Source organism: Coriobacteriaceae bacterium, from assembly GCA_025992855.1.
Lineage (GTDB): Bacteria > Actinomycetota > Coriobacteriia > Coriobacteriales > Coriobacteriaceae > Collinsella.
Genome location: DAJPGB010000001.1, coordinates 79,553 through 93,984, shown reverse-complemented (window position 1 = coordinate 93,984; position 14,432 = coordinate 79,553). Strand labels below are relative to the sequence as shown.

At 62.8% G+C, this 14,432-nt stretch carries 11 protein-coding genes; 10 read left to right on the top strand and 1 reads right to left on the bottom strand.

Features of this window, described 5'->3' with window-relative positions; all coding sequences use genetic code 11:
* The first annotated feature begins 17 nt into the window (after positions 1-17).
* Positions 18-2,594 carry a DNA topoisomerase I gene (locus OIL88_00405; protein ID HJI70852.1) on the top strand — a complete coding sequence of 859 codons (2,577 nt, stop codon included), beginning with the start codon at positions 18-20 and terminating at the stop codon, positions 2,592-2,594.
* Positions 2,595-2,746: 152 nt separating this feature from the next.
* On the opposite strand, the gene OIL88_00400 is transcribed toward OIL88_00405, so the two are convergent.
* Positions 2,747-3,736 (bottom strand): zinc ribbon domain-containing protein, encoded by a 990-nt coding sequence (locus tag OIL88_00400; GenBank protein ID HJI70851.1) that lies wholly within the window; start codon positions 3,734-3,736, stop codon positions 2,747-2,749.
* Positions 3,737-4,022: 286 nt separating this feature from the next.
* Between OIL88_00400 and tmk the strand changes: the two genes are divergently transcribed.
* The 9 genes from tmk to OIL88_00355 all read left to right on the top strand — a co-directional run bounded on the left by tmk (position 4,023) and on the right by OIL88_00355 (position 14,428).
* Complete coding sequence (tmk, locus tag OIL88_00395) at positions 4,023-4,706, top strand: dTMP kinase (protein HJI70850.1); 684 nt, start codon at positions 4,023-4,025, stop codon at positions 4,704-4,706.
* 1 nt (position 4,707) lies between these two features.
* Positions 4,708-5,835, top strand: coding sequence for a DNA polymerase III subunit delta' (locus OIL88_00390; protein HJI70849.1), 1,128 nt, complete (start codon positions 4,708-4,710; stop codon positions 5,833-5,835).
* A complete protein-coding gene (ricT, locus tag OIL88_00385; protein HJI70848.1) occupies positions 5,826-7,526 on the top strand; it encodes a regulatory iron-sulfur-containing complex subunit RicT in 1,701 nt (566 codons plus the stop codon). Before OIL88_00390 ends, ricT begins: the two co-directional genes overlap by 10 nt.
* Before the next feature lie 102 nt (positions 7,527-7,628).
* A complete protein-coding gene (locus OIL88_00380; GenBank protein HJI70847.1) occupies positions 7,629-8,435 on the top strand; it encodes a phosphoribosyltransferase family protein in 807 nt (268 codons plus the stop codon).
* A 98-nt stretch (positions 8,436-8,533) separates the two neighbouring features.
* Positions 8,534-9,556, top strand: coding sequence for a hypothetical protein (locus OIL88_00375; protein HJI70846.1), 1,023 nt, complete (start codon positions 8,534-8,536; stop codon positions 9,554-9,556).
* Between the two features lie 732 nt (positions 9,557-10,288).
* Positions 10,289-11,314, top strand: coding sequence for a transporter substrate-binding domain-containing protein (locus OIL88_00370; GenBank protein ID HJI70845.1), 1,026 nt, complete (start codon positions 10,289-10,291; stop codon positions 11,312-11,314).
* A gap of 317 nt (positions 11,315-11,631) precedes the next feature.
* Positions 11,632-12,216: a ribosome-associated translation inhibitor RaiA gene (gene raiA / locus OIL88_00365; protein HJI70844.1), complete on the top strand. Its 585-nt coding sequence runs from the start codon at positions 11,632-11,634 to the stop codon at positions 12,214-12,216.
* A gap of 80 nt (positions 12,217-12,296) precedes the next feature.
* Positions 12,297-13,250 (top strand): DegV family protein, encoded by a 954-nt coding sequence (locus tag OIL88_00360; protein HJI70843.1) that lies wholly within the window; start codon positions 12,297-12,299, stop codon positions 13,248-13,250.
* 98 nt (positions 13,251-13,348) lie between these two features.
* The gene (locus OIL88_00355; GenBank protein ID HJI70842.1) at positions 13,349-14,428 is read left to right on the top strand and encodes an NAD(P)-binding domain-containing protein; all 1,080 of its coding nucleotides are present in this window, start codon (positions 13,349-13,351) and stop codon (positions 14,426-14,428) included.
* Positions 14,429-14,432 lie beyond the last annotated feature (4 nt).

The following is a 14,432-nucleotide window of genomic DNA, read 5'->3' as shown; positions in this document are numbered from 1 at the left end:
TGAGATAGGAGCCTCTTTTGAAGCTCATCATCGCCGAGAAAAATGACGCCGCGCGCCAGATCGCCGAGCGTCTGTCCACGGGCAAGCCCAAAAAGGACAAGGTGTACAACACCGCCATCTACCGTTTTGAGTGGAAGGGCGAGGAGTGCGTGACCATCGGCCTTGCCGGTCACATCCTGGCGCCCGATTTTTGCGACAGCGTGCTGTTCGATAAAAAGCTGGGTTGGTATTCGGTCACCGAGGACGGCGAGATGTTGCCGGCCGACATGCCCGATGGCCTGGCCCGTCCGCCTTATGACACCAAGCGCAAGCCGTTCCTTGCCGACGGTATCTCCATCAAGGGCTGGAAGCTCGAGAGCCTGCCCTACCTCACCTGGGCTCCCGTTATTAAGCTGCCGGCCGAGAAGGAGCTCATTCGTTCGCTCAAGAACCTGGCTAAGAAGTCCGACAGTGTCATTATCGCCACGGACTTCGACCGCGAGGGCGAGCTGATCGGCTCGGACGCTCTCAACAAAGTGCGCGAGGTTGCGCCCGACTTGCCGGTCGCCCGCGCCCAGTACTCTTCGTTTACCAAGGCCGAGATCACGCACGCCTTCGATAATCTCGTCACGCTCGACCAGAACCTGGCCGACGCCGGCGAGAGCCGTCAGCACATCGACCTCATTTGGGGCGCGGTGCTCACGCGCTACCTGACGCTCGCCAAGTTTGGCGGCTTTGGTAACGTGCGCTCCGCCGGCCGCGTGCAGACGCCGACGCTTGCCCTGGTGGTCGAGCGCGAGCGCGAGCGCATGGCGTTTGTGCCCGAGGACTATTGGCAGATCCGCGGCATGGGTGCCGCGCAGGGCGCCGCCGAGGACGACCGCTTTAAGATCGCTCACAAGACAGCGCGCTTTACCGACAAAGATGCTGCCGAGATGGCGTATGGTCACGTCGACGGCGTCGCGACGGCAACCGTCGCCGCGGTGACCAAGCGCTCGCGTAAACAGCAGCCGCCCACGCCGTTTGCGACCACCTCGCTGCAGGCTGCCGCCGCGGCCGAGGGCATCTCGCCTGCGCGTACGATGCGCATCGCCGAGTCCCTCTACATGGCCGGTCTCATCAGCTACCCGCGTGTCGACAATACCGTGTACCCTGCGACGCTCGATCTGGGCGCCGTGGTGAGCGACCTGGCAAAGATCAACCCGGCGCTGGCGCCCGTGTGCAAAAAGGTGCTCGCCGGTCCCATGAAGCCCACGCGCGGCAAGGTCGAGACCACCGACCACCCGCCTATCTATCCCACGGGCGAGGGCGATCCGTCTACACTCGACGGCGGCCAGCGCAAGCTCTACGACCTCATCGCCCGTCGCTTCCTGGCGACGCTCATGGGCCCCGCGACTATCGAGAACACCAAGCTCGAGCTCGACGTCAACGGCGAGCCGTTTGTGGCCTCGGGCGACGTGCTCGTGACCCCGGGCTTCCGCGAGGCCTATCCGTACGGCCTTAAGCGCGATGAGCAGATGCCGCCGCTGGAGCAGGGCGATACGGTCGACGTGTTCGACATTAAGCTCGAGGCCAAGCAGACCGAGCCGCCCGCACGCTACAGCCAGGGCAAGCTCGTGCAGGAGATGGAGAAGCGCGGCCTGGGCACCAAGTCCACGCGCGCGAGCATCATCGAGCGCCTGTATGCCGTGCGCTACCTCAAAAACGATCCCGTTGAGCCGAGCCAGCTGGGCATCGCCATCATCGACGCGCTGACGCAGTTTGCCCCGCGCATCACGAGCCCCGATATGACCAGCGAGCTCGACGGCGACATGACCCGTGTGGAACGCGGCGAGGATACCGAAGAGCATGTCGTGACGCATTCGCGCGCGCTGCTGGCCGGCGTGCTCGACGAGCTGCTCAAGCACACGCAGGAGCTGGGCGACGCCATCAGCGACGCCGTCACGGCCGACGCGCGCGTGGGCGCCTGCCCCAAGTGCGGCAAGGACCTGGTTATGAAGACGAGCGCCAAGACCCGCGGCAGCTTTATCGGCTGCATGGGCTGGCCCGACTGCGACGTGACCTATCCGGTGCCGAGTGGCGTCAAGGTAAGTCCGCTCGAGGGCGAGGCGGCCGTGTGCCCCGAGTGCGGCGCGCCGCGCATCAAATGCCAGCCGTTCCGCCAGAAGGCCTTCGAGATTTGCGTGAACCCCACGTGTCCCACCAACTACGAGCCCGACCTTAAGGTGGGCGAGTGCAAGGTGTGTGCCGAGGCAGGACGCCATGGCGACCTGATCGCGCACAAGAGCGAGAAGAGCGGCAAGCGCTTTATCCGCTGCACCAACTACGACGACTGCGGCGTGAGCTATCCGCTGCCGGCGCGCGGCAAGCTCGAGGCGACGGGCGAGACCTGCCCCGAGTGCGGCGCCCCCATCGTGGTGGTCAACACGGCGCGCGGCCCGTGGCGTATTTGCGTCAACATGGACTGCCCGACCAAGGAGAAGAAGCCCGCCCGCGGCCGCAAGACCACGACCAAGGCGAGCACGGCGAAGACGACCGCGGCCAAGAAGGCCACAACGGCCAAAAAGACGGCCGCGAAGAAGTCGACTACCAAGAAGACCGCTGCCGACAAGTAACGGCACAGCCGAAACATTGCCCAAAAAAACGAGCGAGGACCCCAAAATCCTCGCTCGTTTTTTAGATAGTCATTAGATAGTCATTGGGGACGTTCTTTAATGACTAGTCGTTTAAGAACGTCCCCAACGACTAGTAAGAACGTCGCAGGCGACTACTTCACTTCGACGGGTTTGGCGCCGGGATGGCGGTCCTCAAAGTCCAGGCGGTACTTATTGTCATTGGTGCCCGCCACGTTGTCGCGCGCCAGCGGCGCCACGATCTCATTCTTGTGGTCCTCGGGCTTGGAGTACTTCAGGCTGATTTCCCAGGCATCGCAAATCGCGTCAATGCGGTGATCCAAGTCATCGTACAGGGCGATGATGTCTTTCCAGGAGCTGTAGTTCTTGGAGCTCGTCGGGACGTCCAGGTCCTCGACGATGTCGTAATACTGCTCGATCGTGTCCTCCGTGCGCTCGGCGACATCTGCGAGATTCTGACGGGTGGTGCGATCTTCTTCCAGATAGCTGCCGTTGAAGGCCTGTGCGCAGGCGCGGACCTGGCTGTCGAGATCTTCGAGCAGATCGTAGTATTCGCTCAACCGGCGGTAGAGGTTCTGCTCGGAGAGCGTCGTTTCGCCGCCATCCTCGTCGTCCTCGTCGTCATCGTTATCATCGTCGTACAGGCTGTTGGGATTGCCGAGGGGCTTTAGGTCATCGTCGTCATCGCGGTGCAGCTTGGCTACCTCGGCAGTCGTCTGCGTGGCGGCGTTGTCGAACGGTTTAATCACAAAGAAGATGACCAGGGCGATGATGATCGCCACCAGCACAACGATAACGGCGATAAGCGGGCCGGTGCCGCTCTTTTTGGGAGTTGGGGTCTGTGGCGAAGCGGGTGAGTATGCAGACGCCGGCTGCTGTTGGGGCGAGCCGCCCGCGACGGGCATGCGCTGCGTCGTTTCGACCGCCGCGGGGCCGGCGGCGGGGTCGGGGCGATAGGCGAGAGGATCGTCCGGTTTGGTTTGAGGAGTATCGAGGGAGCCGGTCTGCTCAAACGCGGGCTGATCGTTGCTCACGGCCGATTGCTCAACGGGTGCACCGCACGAGGTGCAGAACTTGGCGTCGTCTGCAAGAAGCTTGCCGCACGAGGCGCAGTACCGAGACATTGCCACTCCTTTCGCTACATTTCAATGCAATACGACGATTATACCCAGCGTCCAAAACTCCCCATCATAAGTTGCGGTGAAATAGGGAGTGTTTGGCGGCCTCAGGGCTATAACCAGTCCCTATTTCACCGCAACTTAAGTAGTCGTTGGGGACGTTCTTAAACGACTAGTCATTCAAGAACGTCCCCAATGACTAGGTCCGGTTTGGGGCGCGTCGGACGCTGGGGTATCATGGCTTGGTTGCTATAACTTGCATTTTCGCGCCTTGTAGGAAGGGACTGCGCCCATGGCTTTTGAGCCCGCTCAACATAGCTTTATCACGCTCGAGGGCGTCGATGGCGCCGGCAAGTCCACGCAGGCGCGCCTGCTGGCCCGCGCGCTCGACCTCGCTGGCTATCAGGTCGTAACTCTGCGCGAGCCGGGCGGCACCGCCATCAGCGAAAAGATCCGCGCCCTGCTGCTCGACCCCGCCAATACGGCGATGGGCGACACCTGCGAGCTGCTGCTCTACGAGGCAGCGCGTGCCCAGCTGGTGCACGAGGTCATAGCTCCCGCCCTCGCTGCCGGCAAGGTGGTCCTATGCGACCGTTTCTACGATTCCACGACCTGCTACCAGGCGTTTGCCGATGGCCTCGACCGTCAGATGGTGCGCGATGCCAACAACCTGGCTGTCGCCGGTGCGCATCCGGCGCTCACGCTCGTCTATCACATCACGCCCGAGCAGGCGGCGCTGCGCATGGCCGCCCGTGGTGCGGCAGACCGCATGGAGGCCAAGGGCATGGCGTTCCAGGAGCGCGTCTATCAGGGATTTTGTGCCATTGCTGCCGAGGAGCCAGGCCGCGTAAAGCTCATCGACGCCACCGCGTCGATCGCAGACGTCTTCGCGCAGACGGTCGAGCTGGTTCGCGCGTACGGTCTCGACATTCCCCAAGGCGCCGTCGCCGCCGCGCTTGCCCAGGAGGCTGAGTAACATGGCCCCCGCGCAGACAAGCCTGCTGGCCAAGCTCGACACCCAGGAACGCGTGTGCGACTTTTTGACCAACGCCATCGCAAGCGGCCGCGCATCGCACGCCTACCTGTTTTTGGGCGCGCCCGGCGCCGGTAAGCTCGACGCCGCATGGGCGCTTGCCCAGGCATTCCTGTGCGAGCAGGACGGCTGTGGTTCGTGTGACAGCTGCGTGCGCGTCGCGCGCCACACGCACCCCGACGTGCACTATTACACCCCTGAAAGCGCTACGGGCTACCTCATCGCGCAGACCCGCGAGCTGCTCGACGACGTGCCCTTGGCGCCCATCCGCGCCAAGGCAAAGGTCTACATCATCGACCGTGCCGAGCAGCTGCGCGCCAACACCGCCAACGCGCTGCTCAAAACGCTCGAGGAACCGCCCGAGGGCGTCATGTTCATCCTGTTGGGCACCTCGGCCGACGTGATGCTGCCCACCATCGTGAGCCGCTGCCAGTGCGTACCGTTTCGGCTGGTGTCGCCCACTGTGGCCGCGCAGGCCGTGAGCCGCGCCACCGGCCAGGATCCCGCGCGCTGCCGTATGGCCGTCGCTGTGGCGGGAAGCCCCACGCGTGGTATCGAGTTCCTCAAGAGCGCCGAGCGTCAGGATGCCCGTCGCCAGATGGTCCGTGCCATCGACTCGCTCATCGCCGCCGACGAGGCCGATGTGCTCAGTCGCGCCAAGTCGCTCATCGTCGCCGTCAAGGCGCCGCTCGCCGAGGTCAAGTCCACGCAGGAAAAGGTGCTCGAGCAAAATGCCGACTACCTGTCGCGTGGAGCATTGAAGCAGCTTGAGGACCGCAACAAGCGCGAACTCAACGCGCGCGAGCGTTCGGGTATCATGGAAGCGCTGGCGAGCGCGCGGACGCTCATGCGCGACGTGCTGCTGACGCTTCAGGATGGGGCGGCAGACGTTGTGAACGAGGACGTGCGCGACACGATCGGGCGGCTTGCCGCCGCGACGAATGTTGCGGGTGCCACCCAGGCGCTCGAGGCGGTTGCCACCGCTGAGCGCAACATCGCCAGAAACGTTACTCCCCAGCTGGCCATCGAGGTCATGCTGTTCGATATCAGGAAGGCACTGAAATGCCGTTAGTCGTACCCGTTAAGTTTACCTACGCCTCGCGCGACCTGTGGTTCGACCCGCAGGATCTGGATATCCTCGAGGCCGATTATGCCATTTGTTCTACCGAGCGCGGAACCGAGATCGGCCTGGTCACGGCCGATCCCTTCGAGGTGCCGCTCGACGAAATCGGCCAGCCGCTCAAGCCCGTGCTGCGCGTAGCGAGCGACATCGACCTGCAGCTTGCCGACGACCTGGCCATCCAGGGCGACGAGGCTATGGTCGATTTTCGCCGTCTGGTCAAGGAGCTCGACCTCGAGATGAAGCCGGTGGGCGTCGAGTACCTGTTTGGCGGCGAGAAGGCCGTGTTCTACTTTGCGGCCGAGGAGCGCGTCGATTTTCGCCAGCTCGTCAAGGACCTGTCCTCGACGCTGCACATTCGCGTCGACATGCGCCAGATCGGCGTGCGCGACGAGACCCGCCTGGTGGGTGGCTATGCCCAGTGCGGCCAGGAGCTCTGCTGCGCGCGCTTTGGCGGACAGTTTGAGCCGGTTTCGATCCGCATGGCAAAAGAGCAGGACCTGCCGCTCAATTCCTCCAAGATCAGCGGCGTCTGCGGCCGCCTGATGTGCTGCCTGCGCTACGAGTTCGAGGCATACAAGGACTTTAAGAGCCGCGCGCCCAAAAAGAAGACGCTTATCGATACGCCGCTCGGCAAGGCGCGTATCCAGGAGTACGACACCCCGCGCGAGCAGCTGGTGCTGCGCCTGGAGAACGGTAAGGTCTTTAAGGTCAACCTGGCAGATATGACCTGCTCCGAGGGCTGCAAAAAGAAGGCCGCCGAGCAGGGCTGCAACTGCCGCCCCGATTGCGTGACGCGCGATGTGCTCGAGCGTATCGAGTCGCCCGAGATGCGCCTGGCGCTTATGGAGCTCGACCGCGAGAACGGCGTCGATGTGGGCGATGGCCTGTCGAGCGCCGACCGTCTGGCGGGGACGACGATGCCCAAGCGTCGCCGTCGCGATGCGGACGCCGATACCCGTGCCGGTCAGAGCCAGAGCGAGGGTCGCGGCCGCGGTAAGGGTCGCGGCAAGGCCGAGGCACCCGAGGCTGAGGAGGCTGCCGGTGGACGTCGCCGCCGCAAGCGCTCGGGTTCGGGCGATGCCGGCGAGGCCGCTCCCGCAGGCAAGAATTCCCCCCGCGAGCGCGAGGCTCAGCAGCCTCAGCAGCAAAACCGCGGCGGTGGCATGAATCCCACGCGCCGTCGCCGCCGCCATTTGTCGAGCGAGGAGCGCGAGGACGCCTTCCGCGCCGCAGCCGCTCGCGAAGCCGGTGCCGCCCCCAAGGGTGGTTCGGGTTCCGATACGCCTGCCGACAAGGGCGGCAAGCAGCGCAACGATGACGAGCGCGCCCCGCGTCCGCGTCGTCGCCATTCCTCGGGCACGCAGCAAAAGCCCTCGGTGCCCTCCGTGGCCGATCAGGTTTCGGATGGCGAGGTCAAGGTCACGCGCCGTCGCCCCGGAGATGGCGGAGGGGCGGCAGCCAAGGTCGCACGCGGCGCTGCTCGCGACGAACGCGAGTCGCGCGAAGATCGTGGTGGCGAGGGTTCAGCCGACCAGGGTCAAAAGCGCCGTCGCCGTCGTCGTTCCCGCAAGCCGCGCCAGGATGGTGGCGAGGGCTCGACCCAAAACTCGTCCGCACCGCAACCGCCCACCGGCGAATAGTGCCCGCAAACGGATTTAACCTGCCTGACCCCAAACGCGTCAGGGTACCATGACGCTGAATCAACAACCCTCCCTGCGACCGAGCGTAGGGAGGGTTGTGTCGTGAAGAGACATTTGGATGTGTTGGGATGCCTGCAAGGTGCTGGCATCCTACCGTTTGCGGACGAATTGTTACCGTTTGCCGAGCAGGCGGCGCACGAGGCGCTTGAGGCGTTGTCGCCCACGCGATGTGCTGGCTGCGAGCGCGCCGGCGCGCTTATTTGCCAAGACTGCCTGGCCGTGCTCGCGCTTATCGACCCGCGGCATAGCTGCACTCGATGCGGTGCCCCGTTCGGAGACTTGTTGTGCACCGAGTGCTCGGTCGAGGGTACGTCCTCGGCGATGGCCGAAGCACTCGACCGGTGCCTGGCATGTGCCGTTTACACGCATCCGCTGCCGCGGATCATCAAAGCGTACAAAGACGCGGGCGAGCGACGCCTGGCGCCGTATCTGGCAGAGCTGCTATACGACACCGCCTTACATGCCCAGGTCGCGGCACCCGATCGCTATGGCGGTGTGTTGTCCGGCGCCGATGCAGTGGTGTTTGTGCCCGCGACGTCGGCGGCGTTTCGGCGACGCGGCTTCGATCATATGGAAGCCATCGCGCGCCCATTTTGCGAGCTGTCGGGTGTTCCGCTGCTCGACGCCCTCGTTAAGTACGGCCATGGCGACCAGCGTGAACTCGGTCGTGAAGAACGCCGTGAACGTGCCCGAGGCATGTACGAGACTGTTGAGGACGTGCGGGGCCGCCGCCTGCTGCTTATCGACGACGTTATCACCACGGGCGCGACGATGGCAGCGGCTTCGGCGGAACTCAAGCGCGCCGGTGCCGCGGCCGTTGATGGCCTCGCTATCGCACGCGTTTGGTAGGGGTGATTCATGTGGCGGTAAAGATTGAGCGGTGCAACGAGCCGACAGGCGAACAGCTAGCGGCTTCCGCAATCCTAACAGGCGCCTCGGCGCTACGCATGATGCGCGCCGAGCGCCGACAGATGGGCTACATCGGCTGGAAGGACCTTGAGCCCGAGGAGGAGCGCCGCGTGCTGTGTACGTCATCGCCTTCGACCGAGGATATCTATCTTCCCGACCTGGTGCGAATTGGAGTCAAAAGCGGCGAGGTGCAAGAAGATCTGTGCTTGCTGGTGGGATCTGCGGCGCAGCGCCGACGCATGCCTGGTGTGGGCTGGTCCGTGTGTTCCGGGTTGCCTGCCGGCTCGATTCTAGAGGTGGAACCGGGGGTGTACAGCCTATCTCCCGAGGCCCTTTGTGTTGCCGTCGCCCGCGAGGTCGGCTGTATCCAGGCGTTTGCTCTGGCCCAGGAACTGTGTTCCAAGATTTCACTGAGCGATCGCGGCAAGTTTCTGCCGCCCTACACATCGCCTGTCGCGAACAAACTTGCAAAGGATAGGGACCAACCGTCAGATGTGGGCTACTTTGAGGTCGAGCCGGTCCTGACGCCCGAACGGTTGACGGACTATCTCGCGGTATGCAAGGGAAGCGATGCCAAACGGCTGCTGCGCCTGTGCCCCTACCTGTCAGAAAACCTGCGCTCACCCATGGAGTGCATCATGCTTGCCATGTTTTCGCTTCCGTTTTCCTATGGGGGATTTTCCTGCGGCCCCTTTAAGACCGACTACAAAATCGAGTTCAATGACCGTGCGCAGGCAATCTCGGGGATGCCCCATGCGATTTGCGATGCGTACCAGGAAGCAGCCCGGTTTGACCTTGAATACAACGGTGAGCTGGGCCATTCCTCCCGGAGGGGACGTATCCATGATGAAAAACGCAACACGGGCTTGATTACTATGGGAATTGAGGTCGCGACGGTCAACAACGAAATGCTCTGCGACATGGAAGCGATGGAAGCACTCGCATGGCGCATCCATCAACGCATGGGCAAGCGGTACCAAAACCGCGTGGAGGCTCGTCGGAAGAAGCAGGACGCGCTGCTGAATACGCTTCGAGCGTGCTTTGGGCTTAAGCCAGCATAGGTGCATGGCTTTATAGGGGGTCTGTTTATATGTCGTGTGCAAAAAACGTCAAATATGAGTACCGGCACTAGATTGGTAGCAGCAAAATCAAAGATTTTTGGGCCCGAGACTGGCATACGTTGAAAAGATAATAGACAAATGTGGTGTATCAGGGCTCCAAACAGGCTGTAAAGGGATTGAAAGTGGCTTGCAGGGCGAAATACCGCTGCCACTAAATTGGTAACAGTACTCATATTTGATGTTTTTTGCACACGGCACCCGGGGACGGGTGCCCCGGAGCTCCCCGTAGGGGAGCTCCGGGCTTCATGGGGGCACGAATGGTCCGCTCCGACCTGCAAAATCTGTGCTCACGGTGCGAATGACGCCCCTAACCTTAAACTTTAGCTTGAACTTAGCTATAATGCGCTACGTTCCTGCCAGGCTGTGGTTGCGGACGGACGAAATGTCCATCCTAGTCCAAGACAGACGCGGTCAAAGGGATCCACGTAAGCGACCGCGTGAGCGCGGCGCGATCATGGCGCGTCCTAGATGTAAGCCGCACCGTCCGTTCTACTTTCTTTGGGGCAATACCGCCTCGCGGGCGAGCGGGTCAGTCGTGAAGGTGGCTACGGCCTCCCGAGCAAACACCCCGGTGCGCAAGTGTGGGGTCAAATACCAGGTCAGCTGGTGGGAACACCCGTTATTCCGCGCAACGCACGGATTGTATACGACACAGAAGGCAGGGTAGTGGACATGGTGAGGGGCAGCTTGATGCACGCGGCTCGGTTAGGTGCTGGGACCGCGGCGGTCATTGCCGTATTGGGCCTGAGCGGATGCGCGTTCAATCCGCTGTCCACGTTCACGACACCCACGATTGACCAGATCGAGCGCGAGACCGTTACCCCTACGGTGTCGGACGATGCCCTGGTCACTCCCGGTACCCTGACGGTTGCCCTCGATACCTCCGATGCTCCGCAGGCCATGCAGGGCGCCGATGGCAACCTCACGGGCTACGCGGTCGATGCTGCCCGCGCCCTTGCAAGCCGTATGGGCCTTAAGGTTGCCTTCGTCGATGCGTCTTCTGCCGATTCCGCGCTCGGCGACAAAAAGGCCGATATCTTCATTGGCGACATCAATTCCACGGACGGCGACATCAGCACGCTCGGTACCTGCCTGTATGACGCTGCCGCCGTGTTCGGAAAGACGAGCGACGGCGAGGCGCTGAGCGTTTCCACCGAAACGCTTAACACCGCCACCCTGGGCGTCCAGACTTCCTCGGCGTCGCAGGAGGCGCTCGCCAAACAGAGCATCACGGCCAACCAAAAGACCTTCTCCAACATCAACGAGTGCTTTGAGGCGCTTGAGTCCGGTGAGGTCGACTACGTGATCTGCGACTCCACGGCCGGCGGCTACCTTGCACGCCTGATGAGCCAGATCTCCTACGTCGGCGCTCTCGAGACGCCCTCGACGCTCGGCGTTGCAGGCCTCGCGGCCAACGACGAGCTGTGCCGCGCCGTGAGCGATGCCCTCGACGGTATTACTGCCGATGGCACACTCGAGGCGGTCCACTCCGTCTGGTATGGCACGATGCCGTATGACCTCACCAGCAAAGCAGTTTCGGGTGCCAACGTGCAGTCGGCTGGCTCTGGATCCAGCGAGACCATGTCCTCCGGCGACGATTCCTCCGATTCGAGCAGCGAGGGCGCATCCTCCGAGGACAAATCGTCCAGCCAAGAAGGCACCATCACCGACGACGACATTAACAAGCTCAACAGCTAGTTATTGCTAGGGGTGGCGTCTCCTATACGCTGGAAAGGACGCCTCTTCACGGTTTCAACACGCATTGCCGGGCTTTCCCAACAGGGGAGCCCGGCTTTTTCGTTTCCATAAAACCAGCAGGTCAAATACGTTTTTTAGGTGCAAAACTTAAGTCGCCGTCGCCCTCCTATAGCGCACTTTGCCACGGAAAAGTGCGAGACTTCGGTATGCGGTACAAAGCAATCGTTATTCGGGTCTTTGGGAAATCGCGTGATTAAATGCACGGCAATGGGTACATAGCCAGTACAGTAAGTCCCCGAGGCAGATTGGAGCCACGTATGGATATCAAGGTTTCTGGACGCAAGACGACGGTAACCGATGCTCTGCGTGCGCATGTGGATGAGAAGATCGGCGAGGCGCTCAAGGTTTTCGATATCGAGCCCATGACGGTCGACGTCGTACTTCGTTATGAGAAGAACCCCTCGAACCCCAACCCGGCAATCGTCGAGGTTACGGTTCGTGCCCGCGGCTCTGTGATTCGCGTTGCCGAGCACGGTGCAGATATGTACGCCGCCATCGACCTCTCCGCCGATAAGGTCACCCGCCAGCTGCGCAAGTTCAAGACCAAGGTCGTGGACAACCGCCAGGGCGGTGCCAGCGCAGCGGATGTCGCACCGGTCGAGCGCGTCGAGGATCTGGCCGACCTGCTGCTGCCCGAGGAGGAGGACGACCTGCTCGTCCGCGAGAAGGTCATCGATGTCACCCCGATGACTGAGGAGCAGGCGCTGGTGCAGACCGATCTGCTCGGCCACGACTTCTACGTGTTCGAGAACGCGACGACTGGCCTCATCAATGTGGTGTATCACCGTAAGAATGGTGGATATGGCATCATCAAGCCCCGCATCGAAACGCTTGACGAGTAAAATACGTTAACTTGCATGAGTTAACGGCCGGCGGTCATCCCATGCGGATGGCCGCCTTTTTTACGTAAGGAGTCGCTTTGATGGACAAGGCTGCATCTACCGGCCATTCTGACCGCTGCCGCATCGTCGTCGATACCTGCTGCGACTTTAGCCCCGAGGTCGCCGCGAACCTCGATGTCGATATCTTGGGCTTCCCCTTCATTATCGATGGCGAGGAGCGCACGGACGATATCTGGTCGAGCATGAGTCCTAAGGAGTTCTACGACCGCATGCGCGCCGGCGCTCGCGTGTCTACCTCCGCCGTGTCGCTCGGTCGCTATATCGAGTTCTTTACCGAGTGTGCCAAGGAGGGCACGCCCACGGTCTACCTGTGCTTTACCTCGGCGCTGTCGTCGAGCTACAACTCCGCGTGCCAGGCGGCGGACGCCGTGCGCGCCGAGTATCCCGATTTTGAGCTGTACGTGGTCGACAACGCTCTGCCCTGTGCGACCGGCGCGCTCTTGGCGCTCGAGGCCGTGCGCCAGCGTTCGGCGGGACTGACCGCCAAGCAGCTGGTCGATTGGGCAAACGAGGCAAAGACCTACGTCCACGGTTACTTTACGCTCGAGAGCTTCGACGCACTGGCTGCCGGTGGCCGCATTCCGCCCGCGGCGGCACAGCTCACGGCAAAGCTCGATGTCAAGCCCGAGCTCTCCTACGACCTTGCCGGCTCGCTGTCGCTGATCGGCGTCAACCGCGGCCGCAAGAAGGCGCTCAAGTCCATTCTCAAGTCGTTCCGCGAGAACTACGTGCCCGATCGCACCATGCCCATCGCCATCATGACGGCCGATGCCGAGAAGGACGGCGACTGGCTCGAGGCCGCCATCCGCAAGGAGGAGGGCTGCGCCGACGTCACGATCATTCGCAGCTCCGTGGGCCCCACCATCGGCTCACACGTGGGCCCCGGCATGGTGGCCTGCGCATTTTGGGGTAAGAACCGCGCCGAGAAAGCCTCGCTTTCCGACCGCATCGCGCGCCGTGTGCGCGGCGAGTAGGTGGGCGCTGCGGCTGCAAGCGCCCTCAAGTCACGGCCGAAACGCTGGCACCGAGTATTCAACCTGGTAACAACACCCAACCCAAAAGGAAAGGTTTCATGGCAAACAAGCTCTCCGTCGCATTCATCGGCACCGGAATCATGGGTGCCCCCATCGCCGGCCACATCCTGGACGCCGGCTATCCCGTCACGGTCAACAACCGCACCAAGTCCAAGGCCGCCGCGCTTATCGAGCGCGGCGCCGTTTGGGCCGATACGCCGGCCGAGGCCGTGGCGAACGCCGATGTCGTCTTTACCATGGTGGGCTATCCCTCCGAGGTCGAGGAGCTCTACCTGGCGGGCGACGGCCTGCTCGCGTGCACTAAGCCCGGCGCGGTCTTGATCGACCTCACCACGAGCTCGCCCGAGCTCGCCCGTGACATTGCCGAGGCCGCCCAGGTTTCTGGCCGCATGGCGTTTGACTGCCCCGTCACCGGCGGCGAGTCGGGCGCTATCGCCGGTTCGCTCACGGCTATCGTGGGTGCTACCGAGAACGACATCGCGCCGGTCCGCGACATCCTTGCCGCCTTTGCGGCCAACATTTGCTGCTTCGATGGCGCCGGCAAGGGCCAGGCTGCCAAACTCGCCAACCAGGTGTCGCTGGGCGCCTGCATGGTCGGCATGGCAGACGCCATGGCATTTGCCGAGCTGAGCGGTCTTGACCTGGAGAAGACCCGCCAGATGATCCTGGGCGGTACCGGCAAGTCCGGCGCCATGGAGAGCCTGGCTCCCAAGGCGCTCGACGGCGACTACAAGCCCGGTTTTATGGTCGAGCACTTCATTAAGGACCTGCGCCTGGCGCTCGCTTACGCCGACGATCGCGAGCTCGCGCTGCCCGGTGCCGACGTGGCCTTTACGCTCTACGATATGCTCGACGCCATCGGTGGCGCCAAGCTGGGCACCCAGGCCATCACGGTACTCTACAAGGAGGAGGCCGACGCCATCGCCGCCGGTCTGGACTGGTCGCAGTATCGTCCCGAGGAGCATGGTGCCCACGAGGACGGCTGCGGTTGCGGCGAGCACGGCGACGACCACGAGTGCGGTTGTGGCCACCATCACGGCGAGGACCACGAGTGCTGCGGCGGCCACGGCCACGATGACGGCCACGAGTGCTGCTGCGGCCACCATCACGAGGAGTAGCGCC

Excerpts from the sequence above, each read along its gene's own strand:
- OIL88_00390 (HJI70849.1), top strand. The coding sequence starts at position 4,708 with ATGGCCCCCGCGCAGACAAGCCTGCTGGCCAAGCTCGACACCCAGGAA.
- ricT (HJI70848.1), top strand. The coding sequence starts at position 5,826 with ATGCCGTTAGTCGTACCCGTTAAGTTTACCTACGCCTCGCGCGACCTG.
- OIL88_00400 (HJI70851.1), bottom strand. The coding sequence starts at position 3,736 with ATGTCTCGGTACTGCGCCTCGTGCGGCAAGCTTCTTGCAGACGACGCC.
- OIL88_00370 (HJI70845.1), top strand. The coding sequence starts at position 10,289 with ATGGTGAGGGGCAGCTTGATGCACGCGGCTCGGTTAGGTGCTGGGACC.
- OIL88_00375 (HJI70846.1), top strand. The coding sequence starts at position 8,534 with ATGATGCGCGCCGAGCGCCGACAGATGGGCTACATCGGCTGGAAGGAC.
- OIL88_00360 (HJI70843.1), top strand. The coding sequence starts at position 12,297 with ATGGACAAGGCTGCATCTACCGGCCATTCTGACCGCTGCCGCATCGTC.
- OIL88_00355 (HJI70842.1), top strand. The coding sequence starts at position 13,349 with ATGGCAAACAAGCTCTCCGTCGCATTCATCGGCACCGGAATCATGGGT.
- tmk (HJI70850.1), top strand. The coding sequence starts at position 4,023 with ATGGCTTTTGAGCCCGCTCAACATAGCTTTATCACGCTCGAGGGCGTC.
- raiA (HJI70844.1), top strand. The coding sequence starts at position 11,632 with ATGGATATCAAGGTTTCTGGACGCAAGACGACGGTAACCGATGCTCTG.